The organism is Trichocoleus sp. AS-A1, from assembly GCF_039962015.1.
Taxonomy (GTDB): Bacteria; Cyanobacteriota; Cyanobacteriia; order Cyanobacteriales; family FACHB-T130; genus FACHB-T130.
The window spans coordinates 1-18,666 of record NZ_JAMPKG010000045.1; the positions used below are offsets into that span (position 1 = coordinate 1).

The window sequence follows — 18,666 nt, forward strand, 5'->3', positions numbered from 1 at the left end:
ATCGACAGAGCAAAAAAGTTCTTCTAGACTAAGCATGGGACGAGCCTGTAAAGCTGTTGTGTGATGACTTTTAGCTTACTCGCTTGTCCCCTCCTTATCCCGAACTCAGGTTAGTATCAGCAACTAGACAACGAGGGCTAGAAGCGTTATCCACTTTCTAGCCCTCATTTTCATGTTCACTCAGTCTTTATGAACGTAAATCTTCTCTAAAACCTAGCTAGCTTTGCGGCTTCGATACCGACGAATTGTCATCAACGATCCAGCTACCAATCCCAAGCCAGCAAGCGTGGCTGGTTCAGGAACTTTTTGTTCTCTAGCCATTACTTTAAAGTCTGGGCCATTGTAACTCGCGTCTGCTGTCACTCGGATACCTGCTAGAGAAGTAATTCCCAATTGCGCTAGGCTAACTCCCCAAGAACCAACCGCTTGACTTCCACTAATTTCCATTGTGTCAATGCTATAACCTGCGGCAAACTGATCGGTTCGCTTGAGTTTTAGAAAATTACCAATGAGGTTGCCAGCTTTGTCAATTGCTTGAATACCTAGATCGCTGTTCTTGCCTCGTTCCCAGAAAAAGAGGTTGTCTAATCCTGTCTTATCTGCACGAACTAGGTTATTGAAGAAAAGGTTGATACTAAAGGAACCTTTATCCTCAGTATCAATAATGTTGTTGAGGTTTTGGTTACCTAGATAAGTAGCAATATCAGTATTGGTTGGGTTCTTAATTCCAGATACTTCAACACCGTTTGGCTTACTAGCTTTATCGCCTTTCTCTGTGCTAGCAGCCCCCGTATTATTGTTGTAACCACCGGCTTCTGGATTGGCAGTTTCTCCCTTCTTGCCTGTGAGAGTAATAGCAGTATTGGAGATTATTTTAGCCTCTTTAACCAGATTAAAACTATCAATTGTGACTTTATTCTGAGTAATCGACTGAAGCCAAATATCTGCCTCGGAGTTACTTTTTTGGCTAACGTTGGTTTGGAAGCTTGCAGCTTGCGCTGAACTAGAAATCGTGAAGGCTGTTCCAACGGCTAAGCATAGAAAAGTTGATGTACGCTGAAAATTCATTCTTTTAATCCTCTGGTAGGTGCTCATGTAGAAACGTTGTTGAAAGGTATTAGTTGAAGGTTTTCAGTGACAGATTCTCCCAATCCACAGCAACTCGTTAAGCCAAACTTTAGCGATTTAGGTTTAAGCTAAAACTTTAGTCATTTAGCTAAAGTTTTGCTTTTCTGCTATTTCATCTAAATTAAACTGCCAACTTTCTCAAATAATTTAGTTCTTTTAGCTAAATCCTTGATAAATCGGCACTATTTCATCCTAAGAGTAAAGATTAATTAAGTCATCCTTGAAGCTACGGAAATTAAAATTAGAATGCTTCTTGCTGTGCGTAAAATTTCGGATACCTTGAAAATGTTGTTAGAGATACAGAAGTTTTATTAAAAGGAATTACGTATAAAAGTAAGACTTTAGATAGATAGCGATCGCACTTTCAAAAGCTAGAATTACGCACTCAAGTAAAAACTTGCAGATAATGATGAAATTACTGAGAAAAAATTACTGAGACGCATTAGAAATTAACCATCATTTAAGTAAAAGATGGATGAATTCCCGTTGAAGTTACGGAAGTGTCAAAAAAATGCTCGCTTCTTATGCGTGAGAGTTCGGAGATTTAGAGCGATCGCACTTTTCCCACCCGGCAATCTTGCAACCAATTCCGAACTGCCTGACCAATGATGCCATTACTGCTATCGCGCGGCGGTGTAGGGGGTCGTCCTCCCGGAGAAGGGCCAGTACGGGAAAACATGAGTGCTAGGCTCCAACCACTGTCAGTTTGAGCCAGAAATAGCCAGTGATACTGCTGTAATTCAATTGCCTTGCCAGCTGTATATTGTCGCTCCAAGGTGGTAATGAATAGCTGCTTGGGGGCTGCGGCAAGTTCGGCTGGAGTCGTTGGGGTATATTGACCGGGACCCAGGCTAAGCGGCTCAAACTCTGGGCGTCCAGCGATAATCACCGAACTAGAAGAAATATCAACTTTTCTGCTGCGGCGTCGAGCACGTTGATTGACCCGATTCGCATAACTGGGTAAATCCCGCAGGAGTAGAAGTGTGAGGTTTTCTAAATTATTGGGGCAAGCAGAAAGCTGCCGGGGCAGAGAAACCCTGTTACTGTTGAGTGCAGGGGCGGACTTTCCTTGTCCCGGTTGAGTGCTGAATGCAGCGAACAGCGAACAGCCAGAAATCAGAAGTAACCGCCTAACTTCTAACAACTGACGCTTTCGACCTGAGTTCATGAAACCCCTGTTAGCTCGTCACAAATTCTTGCCCAAGCCGCAACAGGGTCAGAGGCGGCGGTAATCGGACGTCCGATTACCAAGTAATCAGCGCCTGCTTGGAAAGCTTGGGTGGGGGTGAGCGATCGCTTCTGATCTCCCGCTTCTGCCCAAGAGGGGCGCACACCCGGACACACCAGCAGAAAATCATCGCCGCAAGTCTGCCGCAGCTGGTCTGCCTCTTGGGGGGAACAAACTGCCCCAGCCAGCCCTGCTTCTTTGGCTAGCAGCGCCATCTGTAAGGCATACTCTGGCAGTTCTAGCGGTATTTTAAGTTCAAAGGCTAGCTGGCGCGAGGTGAGACTGGTCAGCAGCGTAATCGCAATTAAATTGGGGGGTGTCACCCCTACCTCCTCTGCGCCCTCCTGTGCCGCTGCTACTGCCCCCTGCAAGGCACCGCGACCGGCAGTTGCATGAATTGTCACTAAATCCACCCCGTAGCGGGCAGCGGCGCGACAAGCCCCAACAACCGTGTTGGGGATATCGTGAAACTTCAGATCCAGAAAAATTCGCTTTTGCCGGTCTTTGAGCGCCGTTAAGATTTCCGGCCCACTGCTAACAAATAGCTCTAACCCCACCTTCCAGAATGATACTTGGGGCAATTGATCGACGAGCGCGATCGCGGCTTCCTTTGTCGGCACATCTAGCGGCACGATGATGCGCTCTGTGACTGACTTAGGGGATTCTAGGCGAGTAGGATTTGGGTTCACGGGTAGGAGTAAGGCTGAAAAAATCGACTTGGCAACCAGAGTGAATTTTTCAATTCACTCGCTCACCTTAGCTTACAAGGCGGACAAATCGCTTTTTCCCCACACTCAGGATACGTCCGGCTAGTTGTTCGGGCGTGTCAAAGACGAGATCGATCGTGTCAACGCGATCGCCATCTAGTCGTACGCCACCCTCTTGTATTCGCTGTCGTGCTTCCGAACTACTTTTACACAGACCGCTAGCACTGACAATGTAGAAAAACTTAGCCGGAAATTGCACGCTCGAAAGCGAAAATTCCGGTACATCGTCAGTTTTTCCCTTCCTCGCTTCCTCCGCGGCTTGCTGACCGTGGTACTGCTTCACAATCTCGAACGCAAGTTCTTGCTGGCGATCGCGCGGAGTTTCTGGCAACCGATCCAAAGGCAGATCCGTCAGGAGTTCAAAATACTGCTCCAACAGCTCATCTGGAATCTTTTCCAGCTTCTGATACATCGGAGTCGAGCGTTCCGATAGCCCCACATAATTGCCCAGAGACTTCGACATTTTCTGGACGCCATCTGTCCCGATCAAAATCGGCATCAACACCCCAAACTGAGGCTTCTGACCAAAATGCCGCTGTAAATCTCGCCCCACGGCAATATTAAATTTCTGATCGGTTCCTCCCAACTCCACATCCGCTTCTACCGCCACAGAATCATAACCCTGCATTAATGGGTAGAGAAACTCATGCAGATAAATCGGATTTTCTTGTTCAAAACGGAGAGCAAACCCCTCCTTCGCCAGCATCTGTCCCACCGTCATCGTGGCGAGTAATTCCTGAATCTTTGCTAAATCCAGTTTGCCCAGCCACTCCGAGTTGTAACGAATTTCCAACCGTCCCGGCGTATCGAAATCCAGGATTGGACGCACCTGATCCAGATACGTCTGGGCATTTTGAGCCACTTCCTCCGCCGTCAGCTGGCGGCGTACCTCAGACTTCCCCGTTGGATCGCCAATCCGAGCCGTAAAATCCCCCAGAATTAGAACAGCCGTGTGACCAGCATCCTGAAGCGATCGCAACTTTCGCATGGGGATAGTATGACCGAGATGAATCTCTGCACCTGTCGGATCGATCCCATACTTCACCCGCAAAGGTCGGTCAGCCTGCGCTAACCGTTGAACCAAATTCTCCGCCGGGTCAGAAGAATCAGGCTGATTGGGAAAAATTTCGCTGACGCCGCGATAGAGCCAACTGAGGGCTTCTGGAGGCGTTTTTGCCGATGATACACTAGCGGTCATGCTTTGCCAAAACTCAATCGGGTATGGTAACTAATCACTATATTTGTATTTAATGCAAGTTCAAGGCAAATCAGATTAGTATAATTTGCAAAAATTGTTAAAATCTCCATGCCCGATTTCAAAATTTTAGGAACAGGCTGCACTTATGCTGCTATAGCAGATCAGTTTTCTCCCCGGTCTAACCTCCCGATCGCATTCCCGGACAGATTTTAAAATCGTCCCTCCGGCTGCCCCTGGAAAGTCTTTGTAATTTCAATCAGCAAAGCCCTATCCAGTCGCACAACATCCAAGTCCCACATTTTTTAGTGAGGAAGTGAAATCCCCGTGTCGTCTAGCACTATTCAAGACAAACACCCGCGAGAGCCAGTCCCACCGATTTTTAAGTTCATGCAGGGAGTCGGGAAAGCAACGGGCGGAACCCTCCTCGGCATCACCATGCTTACCAGTTCGGTAGCTGCTGGTGGACTGGTTGGATTAGCAATTAGCTTCCGTAACCTGCCAGATGTGCGCGTTCTCCGCAGCTATGCGCCTACTGAAACTTCTTACATCTACGATGTTAAGGGCAAGCACCTCACCAGTCTCCACGGCGAAGCCAATCGCGAAATCGTCCCCCTTGACCAAATTTCTCCTGAACTGAAGCGGGCGGTTCTCGCAATTGAAGATAGCCACTTTTACTTCCACCAAGGCATCAACCCCAACAGCGTTGGTCGTGCTGTCCGAGCAAACTGGCAGAAGGGTTCGGTTGTTGAGGGCGGCTCGACGATCACCATGCAGTTGGTGAAAAACCTATTTCTTTCTCGCAAGCGTACCTTTAGCCGCAAAATTGCTGAAGCTGTGCTGGCAATTCGTTTGGAGCAAATCTTTAAGAAAGACCAAATTTTAGAAATGTACCTCAATCAGGTGTATTGGGGTCACAACAATTACGGTGCCCAAACCGCATCTGAAAGCTACTTTGGCAAAAAAGCTGCCGACCTCAACTTGGCAGAGGCGTCAATGTTGGCAGGGATGATTCAGGCTCCAGAAGACTACAGCCCTTTCACCAACTACAAGCTCGCCAAACAGCGACAAGCGCAGGTGTTGGGTCGGATGAAAGAGTTGGGGTGGATTACAGCCCAAGAGGAAGCAGCCGCCCGCAAGCTAACTATTAAAAAGGGCCAGCTGACTTCTTGGCAAACCAGCGAACTGCCTTACATCACAGATGCAGTCGTGGCTGAGTTGAAAGAGCGCTTTGGCCCGGATGCAGTGCTAAAAGGGGGAATGCGAGTCCAAACTACCATCGACTACAAATTCCAGCGGATGGCGGAACAAAAGGTCAGTCGTTGGCATAGAAGACTTCAGGGTTGGGGAGTTTATAACAACCAAATTGCTCTGGTGGCAGTCGATCCTCGGACGCATTTTGTGAAAGCCTTGGTTGGCGGGGTTAATTACAAAAAAAGTAAGTTTAATCGGGCAACCCAATCGCTACGCCAGCCAGGATCTGCCTTTAAACCATTTGTTTACTATACGGCGTTCGCGACTGGGAAATATTCGCCCTATTCCACGGTCTACGATTCGCCAGTCAGCTATCGAGATGGAGGGGGCTATTACTCTCCTAGAAACTACGGCGGTGGCTACTCCGGTGCGATGAGCATTCGCCAAGCTCTCGTCGTCTCTGCGAATGTGCCTGCGGTGAAAATCGGACGGTCTGTAGGGCTGGATAAGGTAATTGAAACCTTGCGGACGATTGGCTTTAAGAGTCCAATTGAGCCGGTGATTTCCTTGCCTCTGGGAGCGATTGGTGTGACGCCGTTGGAAATGGCTGGCGGCTATGCCACGTTTGCCAGTAATGGCTGGCATTCTGATACCACGCTGATTGTCCGGGTAACAGACAGCCGAGGCAATGTGTTGCTCGATAACACTCCTAAACCCCGTCTGGTGTTAGACCCGTGGGCGACTGCATCTCTGACTCAAGTGCTGCAAGGGGTGATCAGTGGCGGTACGGGGAAAGCTGCACAGATAGGTCGTCCGGCGGCTGGTAAGACGGGTACGACTTCTTTAGAGAAAGATGTTTGGTTTGTGGGCTATGTCCCGCAAATGTCAACGGCTGTGTGGATTGGCAAGGATAACAACCGCAGCTTAGGCGGTGGTGTTACAGGGGGCCAGTACGCCGCTCCGATTTGGCGCGATTTTATGTCAACGGCTATGTCTGGCGAACCCGTGCAATACTTCCCATCACCTTCCAAATTTGAGCGACCCCGCTCATAATTTGAGATTTTGGATTTTGGATTCAATCCAAAATCCAAAATCTTTAGGGTTGCTTGGACAGTTCGGATTTCATCCGCTCTAGGGTGAGGTTCATTTGGTCAAACATTTGAGCTGGAGTGATGCCAAATTGACCAAGCTGGGTATGTAGCTGCTGTACTGTCATTTGAGCCATGAAGTCATCAGATAGCTCGAATCGCTTCATAAAGACGCGATAGCGATCCATCATGGCTTCCATTTGCTCAATGAAAATCTTTTTTCCTTCGAGATCGAATTTGCCGTAGTGGCTTCCCAGTTGGATCAGGGATTGATAATCTTCAAATAGCTGCTTGGCTTCTTGCTGAACAATTTCTGAATCAAAAAATCCCATAGCCTTTTCTTTTTCCCGTTAATGGGCTTCCCCGCCAAGGAGAAGTTTACTGCTTTGAGTATCATTTTAGTGCAGCCCAATGTTTCCGTTATATTCGGTTTTCCGTATTAACGGCGATCGCGCTCTAAATCCTCGATCGCTTTTTCCCCGGATGCCTCTGTTTTAACCGATCCACTAGCCGCATCGCAGCTGCCCTATCCCCACTCAACAGTCTCAGCAGCTTGTTTTGTCGCTTAATTGTGGGTTGGTGACGCTGATGTCTACTTTCCTTGGCGGATGATTGTTTGGCAGATGATTGTAAGTGATGAAACTGCCAGAAAAAATAGCTAGCAGCAAAATGAAGCCGAGTCTGATAGCAATACCGATTGTCCAAGATGGCATCCGATCGCCTACTTACCATTGACAAGTTTTTAAGGGAAGTCTATCTAGTTTCTCAGTAATTATCAGCGCCCAGCATCTGCAAGCCTTCTCAAGGAAAAAAATCAATATTATGGAAGAAGACAATTGCTTCCATCGCAAGTATGGTCTCGATAGGAACATTCTCTGCTTTCCCTAAGCTTTTTTCCGGAAAATTTGGCAGTAAAATTTGGCAGGGCATCAGGAAGCAGGAAACCAGTCTGCAAGCTAGAGCCAAGAGGTCATGGAGTGGTGCGGTTCATGTTAACAAAGGCAAAAAATCGAAAAGTTGCAGCTATCTTGGCGTTGGTGGGGGCAGTGATACCCGTTGCTGGATTCCACAAGTTTTATATGGGACAGCCGGTATGGGGTCTGGCTTATTTGCTCTTGTCGTGGGGGACACCGATTCCTCGGATTGCTAGCGCGATTGAAGGGTTTTGGTATTTAGTCCAAGATGGAGATGAGTTTGACCGGAATTTTAATTTGGGCGTGGAACCGGCTGTCTCCTCTGTCGGCGTCGATCCCAATCGGGTGGGTGCGATCGCAGATGCCTTGCGCCAACTGGACAGCCTGCGGGAAGAGGGACTGATCTCAGAATATGAATTTGAGCAAAAGCGCCGTCAATGGCTCGATCGCATCGCTTGACATTTATGGCACTTTTTGATGGCACTGGTTTATGGCACTTTTTGAATGGCTACCACCCGCAGCTCGATTAAATCCGAATTTGCAGTCAATTCGGGGCAGGATTTTGAACGATCCCTACTACCGCCTGCAATCAACTCAAGAAATTGCGATCGCAGCGGAACTTGGTATCAAGATTGATGCAAATCAGGCAAGTGTAGACGATTGGCTGAGATTACCAGGGTTATCAATTCATCAAGCGCGATCGCTCGTTTCCCTCGCTCGATCTGGCGTTCAGTTTTTCTGCATAGAGGATATTGCAGCAGCACTAGGAATGCCACCCGCTCGGCTAAAACCTCTAGAGGCAGTGATTAGATTTTGTTACTACGACGACTCTAGTTTGGCAACGCCGCAACTCATCAACCCGAATACGGCGTCTGTCGAAGAGTTGATGCAGATTCCATTGATTGACGCGGTTCTCGCCGTAACAGTAGTGCAAAATCGTCTCGTTGCGGGGTCGTACCGCAACCTAGTTAATTTCCAGCAACGGCTATCGCTTCCTGGAAATCTAACTGCCCAATTAATGCATTATTTGCGATTTTGAATAACTTATTGGGAAAAGTGATGAGTTTTCAGTTTTGAATTGAACACACATAAAACTCATCACTCAAAACTTTGACTTAAGTGCGGCTAATCCGGCTAAGAGGCCAGAAGCGGAAGAAGGCGCGACCAATGATATTTTCTTGGGGTAAGAAGCCCCAAACGTGGGAGTCGTTGCTGTTATTACGGTTATCTCCCATGACTAATACCTGGTCTTCAGGCACCAGCGCTGGTCCCCACTGATATTCTGGGGGTTCTGCGATGTAGTTTTCCTGGAGGGGCGACTCGTCCAGGTAGACCTTACCATTTTGAACTTTAACGACGTGACCCGGTGTGCCAATCACCCGTTTAATAAAGGCTTGGTCTTTTGCGTAGCCTTGAATTTGCAATTTTTGGGGAGGGTCAAAAACTACGATGTCGCCTGGGTGGGGTGCCCGAAAGCGATAAGAAATTTTTTCCACTACCAAGCGATCGCCCACTTGCAAGGTCGGCAGCATAGAATCAGAGGGGATATAGCGGGGTTCCGCAACAAATGTTCGGATAAAAAGGGCTAAACATAGGGCAATCAATAGAATTTGCAGGTTTTCTCTTAATTGTTCCCATATTCCCCCTCCTGCTGCCTTTTTTTCTTTATGTCCCCCGGAATCTACGCCTTTGGGTTGCCCCTGTTTTGTCTTCTCAGCAACAACTGCCCCAGTTTGATTGACTCCGTCCTGGGAAGAAGCATCTGCCTGAATCTCAGACGGAAGTCCCAGTTGGGTCGAGTTTGAGGTAGCAAATTGTGGAGATTCGTTGACGGCTGCTAAATCCTTTTCCTCAGATGCCATAGAAGTTTCAACTAAAAATATCTGGCGTTGTTAGCCACAGAGATAGTCTGGTTTATTTCAGCTCTCAGCCAAGATACCATGCGACCTCTGGTTTAGATCCATTGGATTTCAGGAGAGTGTAATATTTCTCAATCTTTAAAACTTATTTTTGTTCTAGTTTAACTAGGTTTACTGACTCTAAAAAGTTACCTTTATATTTTTATAGAGAAGTACTGATTTAATAGAGCCACCTTTATGAAATTTTCTTGTTTTTAGGATTTCCGCAAAATCTCAAAGTTACGAGAAATCATCTAGAGACAATCCATAAGGTTATTGTTACAAATTAAGGGGGATTTAATTTAGGGTAAATAGAAGGAGCTTTCATAATATGAAATTGCGTAATTTTGCAACCTTAATGGCTGGCGCTGCGGCGGCTCTGTGCTTGGTATCTGTAACTGGGCAGCAGGCTAACGCAGGAACGATCTACAAAGATTGGAACTATGGAATTGATGCCTTTAATGATGGCTCTGGTGGTTCTGGTTATGAGATTAAGGGGATAGCAATCAAGGAAACCAGTGACAGCATTTTTGTCGCTCTGACTGGTGGTACGTCCTTGACAGGAACTTACGCGAGTGGCGCTGCTGACAAAAACATTGGTTGGGGAGATTTATTCTTTAATTTCACTGATAAAACTTTTAAAGCTGCTAGTGATGCAAAGAGTTTGTTTGGAATTCGCTTTGCAGCAACTAATGATTCAATGGTTTCCAGCACTGGCGTCTACCAAAATGTTCAAGCTGCTAGCGTCACTGCAACAAACGACGGATATAGCAGTTTGAAGCAATATTATAATTCTGGATGGGATCGGGAGAATACTCAAGGCACGGATTTGGCTACCAAAACGGATGCTTATGCATACTTCGGGGAAGGTTCCATTCTCAATGTAATTGGTTCAGGGACAAAAGTGGGTGACATTACCATGCTCACTGCCTCTGCATTGAGTACTGCTGGACTTGACTTCGCTAAATTCTCCGCAAGTGGTTCTCAGACGATTGGGTTCCAGTTTAGCAAGTCTCTGTTTGAAGGCGGTAACTACATTGCTAATACTTTTATTGAGTGCGGTAATGATGGGATTGTCCTGAAAGGAAATCTTAAGGATGTACCAGAACCTTCTGGAATCGCTGGTATCGCTGTAGTAGGTCTGGTATTGGGCAGCAAACTGCGTAAGCGCCGTTGATTTTCGGGTTTATTTCGCGTTCATATGCAAAGAAAAACTTAGTGTATGAGCGCGAAATTATCATCCGTCCAATGTGCAACGCCCCTTGTTTGGGTAAGGTACATCTAGACAAGGTGCTAAAAAATGATATTGAACTGACTGGGAACACGTTTTACTTTCTGCGCTAGCGTAGAAAGTAAAACGTGTTCCCAGTTTGCCCTGTGTTGTCTAAACGTCCTGTTATACTTACCGGATTTATTGGTTGCTTGCTGATTTCCTTAAGTGCTTGCGCCAATAGTACCAACAGTGAAGCGCTGGAGCGATCGCTCGCAGCAGACCCTAAACTTAAGGAGAATCCGGCTGCGTTTGGGTTGCCATCTCAAAATAACTCTCCGAACGAAACGCTTGTTGCACTCCCCTCTGATTTCCCATCGGAGATTCCCGTCTATCCAGAGGCTCAGCTGCAAGAAGTCACGCCATCAACATCCGATCCCAATCAAGGACAGACCCTTCGTTGGACGACTTCTGACCCCAGCAACTCTGTCCAAAGCTTTTACCAGAAGGAATTTCAATCGAATAATTGGGAAATTGTGAGTCAGCCAACTGAGACTGAGGAGGGTGCTGTTCCTCCAACAGATATCTTAGTGGCTCGCCAGAATAACCTGAAAGTTACCGTCTCCATCCAGTCAGGTTCGGGTAGTAATAGTTTTATCTCAACACCCTCACCGACTCCAGCGACTACTGCTAATAGTCCAGCTAGTAGTGCAGCTAGTACCACACAATTTACGATTCAGTATGTCCGCGACGGCAGTGCAGCAGCAGCACCATCATCAAGTAGCTCAGAGATCGCCAGTCAGCCAACGACTGAGGCAACGACCGACAAGCCTGGGTCTCCTTCTGAACCCTCTGTATTTACAGATATCAACAAAGCACCCCAAGAATTACGTCAGTACGTAGAAAATCTGGCAGCATTGGGGGTACTTTCGCTCAACACTGGTGGTTCCAAGAGTAATTCAGCCGCAGGCGAACAGTTTGAGCCAAATAAAACCATCACCCGCCGCCAGTATGCGCGTTGGCTGGTAGCTGCGAATAATCAGATTTATAGCAATAGTCCGGGCAAGCAAATCCGTTTAGCATCAACAGATGTCCAACCGGCTTTCCAGGATATTCCCCGCAGCGACCCTGATTTTCCAGCCATTCAAGGTTTAGCGGAGGCGGGTTTAATTCCCAGTCGGTTGACGGGTGATGCTACCGCTGTGTTGTTTCGCCCCGATGCACCGCTTACCCGCGAAAACTTGATTCTCTGGAAAGTGCCCCTAGATACCCGCCAGACCTTGCCCACGGCTTCGGTTGACGCGGTGAAGCAAACGTGGGGATTTCAGGATGCAGGTAAAACTGAGCCGAAGGCGTTGCGGGCGGTATTGGCAGATTTTCAAAATGGGGAATTGGCAAATATCCGGCGGGTTTTTGGATATACAACGCTGTTCCAGCCGAAAAAACCTGTGACGAGGGCTGAGGCGGCGGCAGCTGTCTGGTACTTTGGTGCTGAAGGTGAAGGGGTATCTGCTCAAGATGCTTTGCAGAGCCAGCGTCAACAGAGCCAGCCATCACCGACATCTACGCCGGAGCCTACACCGTCAAGTTCTGCTAATCAATAGCTTGACAATCAAAAACAGTCAATGAAGCGATCGCAATTAGGCAAAGCCTTTGCTGGAGGTAAGCGATCGCTTCGCGCATTTTTTGGAATACAACAGCTCCCCTTGAAAAGCGTAAGTGGAGGCAGCTTCAGTATCTATATAAAAAACTCTTAAAAAAATAAATTATAATACTACCGCCTTGAGTTTTTACTGAATTTATCCTTAAATTCACAGAAACTTCACACTATTTTGGGAGAAGTTTGTAAGAACTTTATACAAAAGTTTATACAGTTGAGAAAAATGTAGCAGAAACTACGGAGAAAGAGATCACTATGAAAAAACAAATTCTAGCCACAGGATTTGTTCTTTTTTCTTTCCTATTGCCACTTAAGGCAGTAGCGGCATCCTTTGATAGAATTTACGTCTTTGGTGACAGCCTCTCCGATACTGGAAATGTTTTCAATCTAACGGGAGGATCTTCTCCCAAAGCTCCACCCTACTATCAGGGACGCTTTTCTAATGGCCCGATTTGGGTAGATGCTCTGGCAAATAAGTTGGGATTAGCTCCGGCTCTGGTCACTGCGGGAGGAGCTAACTCTAGTGACAGTATTAACTTCGCTTTCGGTGGTGCTACCTCAGGAACCAATAACGTCGCTGGTCCGTTACCGGGATTGCAAACGGAGATCGATTGGTTTAAGAGTGATTTGGCGAAAACCAAGCAGTCTGCTGACTCAGAAGCTCTATATATAGTATGGGCTGGTGGTAATGATTACCTCGGTGGTGGCGTTACAGATCCAACTGAGCCTGTCAAGAATATATCGGCAGCGGTAACATCGCTTTTCAACCTCGGCGCTCGAAATTTCCTCGTAGCTAATTTACCAGATTTGGGAAAGGCTCCTGTCGGTCTTAGTGGCGGTATTGCCATGTCCAACGGTCTCAACCAGTTGACCGAATTCCATAACTCGGGCTTGAGCTATAGTCTCGGTGAATTGAGCAAGTCATTAGACGGAATCAAGCTCAAATCTCTCGATATCAATTCTTTATTTAACAATGTCATCGCAAATAAAGAGAAATTTGGTTTCACAAATGTGACTGACTCTTGCCTAACCAACTACGAGGGTCCCCAAGATTCCACCTACGATATATGCGATAACCCAGACAGTTATTTGTTCTGGGACAACATCCATCCCACAGCCGCTGGTCATAAGCTAGTGGCAGACTTAGCATTTGCAGCGCTGACACCCGCATCCGAACCTCAAAAAAGCGTTCCGGAACCGGCTTCTGCATTGGGTGTATTAGCAGTCGGTGCTTTAGGAGCAGGTTCGCTGAAGCGGCGCAAACCGAAAAAAGCCAGCTCAATCAAAACTGAAGTATAAAGGATGAAGACTCAAGGATGAAGGCGTTCCTGTTGAAGTCAAATGCACCGTTCATCCTTGATATTTTACACTTGATACTTTTTGGATTTTAGGGACTTCTGACTTCAAACTATATTTGTTTAATTGAATAAACTTATCAATAATTTACGTAGTTAGTATTAATTTTACGTGAGTGATGATATGTCTTTAACTCCCGATAAATTTTAAATACTTGAATAGAAAAACTATTGAGTGAAGATAATTGGCAGAAAAAGGGAATTATGCAAGGGTTCTCATCCCCCAGCAGGTAGAGCAGTTGAAACATCAATGATTTAAATCAATTTAACAAGTTTTAGAGGGTCGAGGAATTATCTTAATAATCCTAATAGTTGATGAAAATAAGCGATCGCAAAAAAAGGGATAAGGATAAGATGGATGATGTCCAACCAGTCTTGCATTGGAAACATAGGCAAGATTGACAATAGGATTGTAGCGATCGCATCTGATGGAGTAATTGACATAATTCTCCTACCGTTGGCATTTGAAGCCTATAAAAATTGCAGAATTTCTCCAAGCTGGATATAGCTGGAGATAGATAGTTGAACTAACTGAAAATTGCCACTCATATAATTTAATTAAAAAATTACAAGTTTTGGGCGTTCCCACACCTCTACAAATGTAAAAATTCCTATTGTCTGCTACCTAGAAAGACAGAAGGATGATAGTAGAGAAATGTATCTTTAGAGGGAAAAGTTTTTAGCTGTCAAATAGCAATTTAGTAAAAGACTAACTGACAAATAAACTTATTCGCTAGCCTGACTACAGAAAAAACACAATGTCCTTCCAAAAAGTGTTTTCTAGCCTGAGGGCAGTATTTCTTGTGAGTGCGTTACCCCTCAGCGCGATCGCTGGGTTGCCAACAGCAGTAAAAGCAGCAAGCTTATCGCCTCAGAATTTTAATGCAATGTATGTTTTCGGGGATAGCCTTTCAGATGATGGAAATCTGTTTGATGCTACGAAAGGATATATTCCGCCAAGCCCGGTTTACTCTGATGGACGTTTTTCTAATGGTCCAGTTTGGGTAGACTATCTCGCCCAATATTTAGGATTAACCTCCAATTCAAATATTAATCTGGCTTACGGTGGTGCAACTACGGGAAACAGTAACGTCTTGAACGATATCGTTCCTAGCGTAGTGCTGAATTTACCAGGCTTGCAGCAGCAGATTAATAACTTCAAAAAAGCCAATTTACCGGCTAATCCGGATGCATTATACATCGTATGGGCGGGTGGCAATGACTACATCGGTGGTGGCGTAACCAATGCTGCTATACCAGTCGGAAATTTATCGACGGCAGTAACGTCGCTTGCTACATTCGGCGCTAAAAATATCATGGTGGTCAACTTGCCAGATTTGGGGAAACTTCCGGACACCCGGACAAGCTCGAATTCAGCCAACCTCAGCGTCTTGACGGCGACTCATAACTCCGGCTTAGCTGCAAGCCTCAATGGTTTGAGCCAGAGTTTGAGCCAGAACCTAGGTGACAGCATCAATATTATCCCCCTTGATGCTAACTCTCTATTCGATCGGGTCATCGCTAATCCGAGCGAATTCGGTTTGAGAAATGTTACTGAGGCTTGTTTAGACAAATTATTTGCCTGTGCTGTTAATGCAGACAAGTTTTTGTTCTGGGACAACATCCATCCGACGACGACTGCTCATAAGATATTAGGAAAATATGCTTTTTCAGTGCTAGGGCAACAGACTGAGGCATCTGCGATCGCTAGTAATCAGTTATTGAGACAATCCGCCTCTGCAACGCTGACGCCTGCACTGGTGTCCGACTCCCAGGAAAGCGTTCCCGAACCGGCTTCTACGTTCGGTATATTAGCGTTTGGTGCTTTAGGCGCGGGTTTGGTGCTGAAACGCCAACAGACGAAAGCCAGCTCAATCAAGACTGAAGTATAAAGGATGAAGACTCAAGGATGAATAGGTTCGTATTCAGGCTAAATTTCACCGTTCATCCTTGATATTTCACACTTCATACTTTTAGGCATGGCTTTGTTGGATTACGACAATCTGTTTAACACCATTGAAGAGTTAGTGTTGCACCATTCTCCCAGCGGTGCGGAAGAAGAAATTGACCAATTGTTGATGAGTCGATTTAAAGCGCTGGGAGTCGAAGTTTGGCAGGATAATGCCGGGAATATCATTGCGAAAATTGCCGGACAAAAGCAAGACAGAGGCATCGCTATCACCGCCCATAAAGATGAAATTGGCGGAATTGTCAAACAAGTCGGCGACGAGGGGCAAGTGGAAGTCCGCAGGCTGGGAGGCGCGTTTCCGTGGGTTTATGGCGAGGGCGCTGTAGATTTACTGGGAGACGAGCAAACGATTACCGGGATTCTTTCTTTTGGCTCGCGCCACATTTCCCACGAATCCCCCCAAAAATCCCAGCAGGAAGACAAACCAGTGCGCTGGGAAGACGCTTGGGTGGAAACCAAATGCACCTCCGAAGAATTAGAAATAGCGGGAATTCGACCGGGAACCCGAATGGTAGTCGGGAAGCATCGTAAGCGTCCGGTGCGGTTGAAGGATTGGATTGCCAGTTACACGCTGGATAATAAGGCGTCTGTCGCAATTTTGTTAGCGCTGGCTGAAACCGTAAAACAGCCCCCAGTGGATATTTATCTGGTGGCGTCTGCGAAGGAAGAAGTTGGGGCAATTGGCGCAATGTACTTTACTCAGAAGCAGCGTGTGGATGCTTTGATTGCGCTGGAAATCTGTCCTTTGGCTCCGGAATACCCGATCGCTGATGGGAATGCGCCGGTGTTGCTTTCCCAAGATGGCTATGGAATATACGATGAAGCCTTAAATCGTCAGTTGCGGCAAGTTGCGAAGAATCTGAAGATCCCCGTGCAATTGGCGACGTTGAGCGGTTTTGGCAGCGATGGCTCAATTGCGATGAAGTTCGGTCATGTCGCCCGTGCTGCGTGTCTGGCGTTTCCGACGCAAAACACGCACGGCTATGAGATTGCCCATTTAGGCGCGATCGCTAACTGTACGCATATCCTCCGCGCCTACTGCGAAACTGACTTTAGCGCTCCGTCAAAAGCAACTGATAACTGACAAAAGACAATTGATCCCTGCAATTCCTTACAATTAAGCCAGTTATCCTGTGACAGCAGTTAAGCCTTGTATGCCCAAAACTGTAGCCGATGTTATGAGCCGCGACCCTATCGTGGTACGGCCTGAAACGCCTCTCAAAGAGGCCATCCAAATCTTGGCAGAACGACACATCAGCGGTCTGCCAGTAGTCGAGCAAACTGGCAAATTGGTGGGTGTTATCTCGGAAACTGACTTGATGTGGCAAGAAAAAGGGGTGACTCCCCCGGCTTACATCATGTTTCTAGATAGCGTGATTTACCTGCAAAATCCAGCCACCTTTGAACGAGACCTGCACAAGTCTCTGGGGCAAACGGTTGGGGAAGTGATGACTCACGATGCCATTACGATTACAGCGGAGAAACCTTTACGGGAAGCTGCGGCGTTGATGCACGAGCGAAATGTTCGCCGCTTGCCAGTGATTGATAAAAATGCTCAGGTGATTGGTATCCTCACCCGTGGGGATATTGTGCGGGCAATGGCATCTGAGGTGGATTAATCTTGGTCATTAGTCATTGGGAGTTTGCTGCAAAGGACTCATGACTAATGACTCATAACGAGTGACAACTGAAAACTAATCAATAATCAAATAATAATGAGCATTACCCCTGAGTCTGTTAAAGAATTACTGGGTTCAGAAAATTTTGGCGATCGCATTCGCGGCATTAACCAGCTGCGCCAGCTGGAAAGGGCGATCGCGTTTGAGTTGGTGCAACCAGCCGTGACAGACAGCAACACCCGCGTTAGATATGCCGCTGTCAGCCAGATGGATACTCTGGGACAGGAAGATTTGCAAACATCTTTGAGTGTTTTGCGCGATCGCCTATTCAATGACTCGGAAGCAGATGTCCAAGCTGCCGCTGCTGATGCTTTGGGAGCGCTACAGTTAAAAGAAGCTTTTGAGGACTTGCAGCAAGTTTACAACCAAACCCCAGAGTGGCTCGTTAAGTTCAGCATTGTTGCTGCTTTGGGAGAAATGGGCGACAGCAGAGGGTTTGAACTACTAGAAGAAGCCCTTACCTCTGGGAACGAATTAGTCCAAACTGCTGCTATCTCTTCACTGGGAGAACTGGGAGATCCGCGTGCCGTTCCCCTCATTGTTCCGTACTCCACCCATTCGGATTGGCAGATTCGCTACCGGGTCGTACAAGCACTCAAGCGTCTAGGTGGAGCAGAAGCACGCTCAACATTAGAAGCTTTAGCGAATGATGAAGTCGAGCAAGTAGCCCAGGAAGCACAAAATTGTTTAAAATCCGCTTAAACAACTGGTTAAAGTATCTCTAAAATTACCATAGTCTGATACAATCCGTTTTTTTGGCTGGAAATTAAACGGGCGAAGCATTCCTTTCTTTAACTAGGGGTTTATCCCCAACGTGGAAAGGGCTTTGCCCGTTTTCACATTTATTTTTTAAGTATTTTCTCGTAATAACTATTAGCTTTAGCAAGTTTAAAAGTTAATTTTTCAGTATTTTCCGCACTTAAATTTTTAACGTCTCAGTGTTTCTTCGTATGTTTAATTTATTTTTAAATGGTATGAAATTAGTAAACCGTATTTTCCCGGAAATTCCAAAAATTGTTTTTATTTAATCGTTAAAAATCCGGATACATATATATTCGCGCTTCTAAAGCCTTACTTCACACCAACTTTACAAGTTTTTGGAGAAACTACGGCTGATGTTAAAGAGTCAGTAAAGATACGTCCGAAGGATTGCTATCCCCTCGAATGATTCCCTATATTAGGAAGAACAAAGCCAAGCATATTTACGCGGTCTCCTGAGTTTGCTACTAAAAGTTAGAGTCATCCCTTAGGTAATTGGTCTTCGTTCATCAGGTGCTTAAGTAGTTTTCAACGCACTCATCCGTAACACTCAAGCAAACTACTAGGTTCAACAAAAAAATAGCAACACGGCTCAATCCCTAAATATGCGGACATTAAAAAT

At 46.3% G+C, this 18,666-nt stretch carries 17 protein-coding genes; 10 read left to right on the top strand and 7 right to left on the bottom strand.

Going from position 1 to position 18,666, the window contains the following annotated elements; genetic code table 11:
• Positions 1 to 213: 213 nt before the first annotated feature.
• The 4 genes from NC994_RS24115 to tyrS all read right to left on the bottom strand — a co-directional run bounded on the left by NC994_RS24115 (position 214) and on the right by tyrS (position 4,321).
• Complete coding sequence (locus tag NC994_RS24115; protein WP_190436657.1) at positions 214 to 1,068, bottom strand: exosortase-dependent surface protein XDP2; 855 nt, start codon at positions 1,066 to 1,068, stop codon at positions 214 to 216.
• 604 nt (positions 1,069 to 1,672) lie between these two features.
• Positions 1,673 to 2,296, bottom strand: a complete 624-nt coding sequence (locus NC994_RS24120) for a hypothetical protein (protein ID WP_199299660.1) — start codon at positions 2,294 to 2,296, stop codon at positions 1,673 to 1,675.
• Positions 2,293 to 3,045, bottom strand: a complete 753-nt coding sequence (gene pyrF, locus NC994_RS24125; protein WP_190429120.1) for an orotidine-5'-phosphate decarboxylase — start codon at positions 3,043 to 3,045, stop codon at positions 2,293 to 2,295. Before pyrF ends, NC994_RS24120 begins: the two co-directional genes overlap by 4 nt.
• Before the next feature lie 67 nt (positions 3,046 to 3,112).
• Positions 3,113 to 4,321, bottom strand: a complete 1,209-nt coding sequence (gene tyrS, locus NC994_RS24130) for a tyrosine--tRNA ligase (RefSeq protein ID WP_190436661.1) — start codon at positions 4,319 to 4,321, stop codon at positions 3,113 to 3,115.
• 324 nt (positions 4,322 to 4,645) lie between these two features.
• Here tyrS and NC994_RS24135 point away from each other — a divergent pair, with 324 nt between their 5' ends.
• The gene (locus NC994_RS24135) at positions 4,646 to 6,565 is read left to right on the top strand and encodes a PBP1A family penicillin-binding protein (RefSeq protein ID WP_190436664.1); all 1,920 of its coding nucleotides are present in this window, start codon (positions 4,646 to 4,648) and stop codon (positions 6,563 to 6,565) included.
• 43 nt (positions 6,566 to 6,608) lie between these two features.
• Here the strand turns inward: NC994_RS24135 and NC994_RS24140 are convergent, their stop codons facing one another.
• Complete coding sequence (locus NC994_RS24140) at positions 6,609 to 6,932, bottom strand: DUF1825 family protein (RefSeq protein ID WP_190410546.1); 324 nt, start codon at positions 6,930 to 6,932, stop codon at positions 6,609 to 6,611.
• Between the two features lie 657 nt (positions 6,933 to 7,589).
• Here NC994_RS24140 and NC994_RS24145 point away from each other — a divergent pair.
• Both NC994_RS24145 and NC994_RS24150 read left to right on the top strand, forming a co-directional pair.
• Positions 7,590 to 7,973: an NINE protein gene (locus NC994_RS24145; RefSeq protein WP_190429123.1), complete on the top strand. Its 384-nt coding sequence runs from the start codon at positions 7,590 to 7,592 to the stop codon at positions 7,971 to 7,973.
• Positions 7,974 to 8,004: 31 nt separating this feature from the next.
• Positions 8,005 to 8,553 carry a ComEA family DNA-binding protein gene (locus NC994_RS24150; protein WP_190436667.1) on the top strand — a complete coding sequence of 183 codons (549 nt, stop codon included), beginning with the start codon at positions 8,005 to 8,007 and terminating at the stop codon, positions 8,551 to 8,553.
• A gap of 76 nt (positions 8,554 to 8,629) precedes the next feature.
• Here NC994_RS24150 and lepB read toward each other — a convergent pair whose 3' ends face one another.
• Positions 8,630 to 9,154 (bottom strand): signal peptidase I, encoded by a 525-nt coding sequence (gene lepB, locus NC994_RS24155; protein ID WP_347276537.1) that lies wholly within the window; start codon positions 9,152 to 9,154, stop codon positions 8,630 to 8,632.
• Between the two features lie 589 nt (positions 9,155 to 9,743).
• On the opposite strand from lepB, the gene NC994_RS24160 reads away from it, so the two are divergent.
• From NC994_RS24160 to NC994_RS24170, 3 genes are all read left to right on the top strand, one after another.
• The gene (locus tag NC994_RS24160) at positions 9,744 to 10,589 is read left to right on the top strand and encodes an XDD3 family exosortase-dependent surface protein (RefSeq protein ID WP_190436672.1); all 846 of its coding nucleotides are present in this window, start codon (positions 9,744 to 9,746) and stop codon (positions 10,587 to 10,589) included.
• Between the two features lie 200 nt (positions 10,590 to 10,789).
• Entirely contained in the window at positions 10,790 to 12,226 is a 1,437-nt protein-coding gene (locus NC994_RS24165) for an S-layer homology domain-containing protein (RefSeq protein WP_190436676.1), read from the top strand.
• 311 nt (positions 12,227 to 12,537) lie between these two features.
• The gene (locus NC994_RS24170; RefSeq protein ID WP_190436678.1) at positions 12,538 to 13,581 is read left to right on the top strand and encodes an SGNH/GDSL hydrolase family protein; all 1,044 of its coding nucleotides are present in this window, start codon (positions 12,538 to 12,540) and stop codon (positions 13,579 to 13,581) included.
• Between the two features lie 347 nt (positions 13,582 to 13,928).
• Here the strand turns inward: NC994_RS24170 and NC994_RS24175 are convergent, their stop codons facing one another.
• Positions 13,929 to 14,081, bottom strand: a complete 153-nt coding sequence (locus tag NC994_RS24175; protein ID WP_190436683.1) for a hypothetical protein — start codon at positions 14,079 to 14,081, stop codon at positions 13,929 to 13,931.
• 314 nt (positions 14,082 to 14,395) lie between these two features.
• Between NC994_RS24175 and NC994_RS24180 the strand changes: the two genes are divergently transcribed.
• The 4 genes from NC994_RS24180 to nblB all read left to right on the top strand — a co-directional run bounded on the left by NC994_RS24180 (position 14,396) and on the right by nblB (position 17,987).
• Complete coding sequence (locus tag NC994_RS24180) at positions 14,396 to 15,529, top strand: SGNH/GDSL hydrolase family protein (protein WP_190436687.1); 1,134 nt, start codon at positions 14,396 to 14,398, stop codon at positions 15,527 to 15,529.
• An 87-nt stretch (positions 15,530 to 15,616) separates the two neighbouring features.
• The gene (locus NC994_RS24185; RefSeq protein ID WP_190436690.1) at positions 15,617 to 16,690 is read left to right on the top strand and encodes a M20/M25/M40 family metallo-hydrolase; all 1,074 of its coding nucleotides are present in this window, start codon (positions 15,617 to 15,619) and stop codon (positions 16,688 to 16,690) included.
• Positions 16,691 to 16,760: 70 nt separating this feature from the next.
• Positions 16,761 to 17,225 (top strand): CBS domain-containing protein, encoded by a 465-nt coding sequence (locus NC994_RS24190; RefSeq protein WP_190410554.1) that lies wholly within the window; start codon positions 16,761 to 16,763, stop codon positions 17,223 to 17,225.
• A gap of 96 nt (positions 17,226 to 17,321) precedes the next feature.
• Complete coding sequence (gene nblB, locus NC994_RS24195) at positions 17,322 to 17,987, top strand: phycobilisome degradation protein NblB (RefSeq protein WP_190429129.1); 666 nt, start codon at positions 17,322 to 17,324, stop codon at positions 17,985 to 17,987.
• The last annotated feature ends 679 nt before the right edge of the window (positions 17,988 to 18,666 follow it).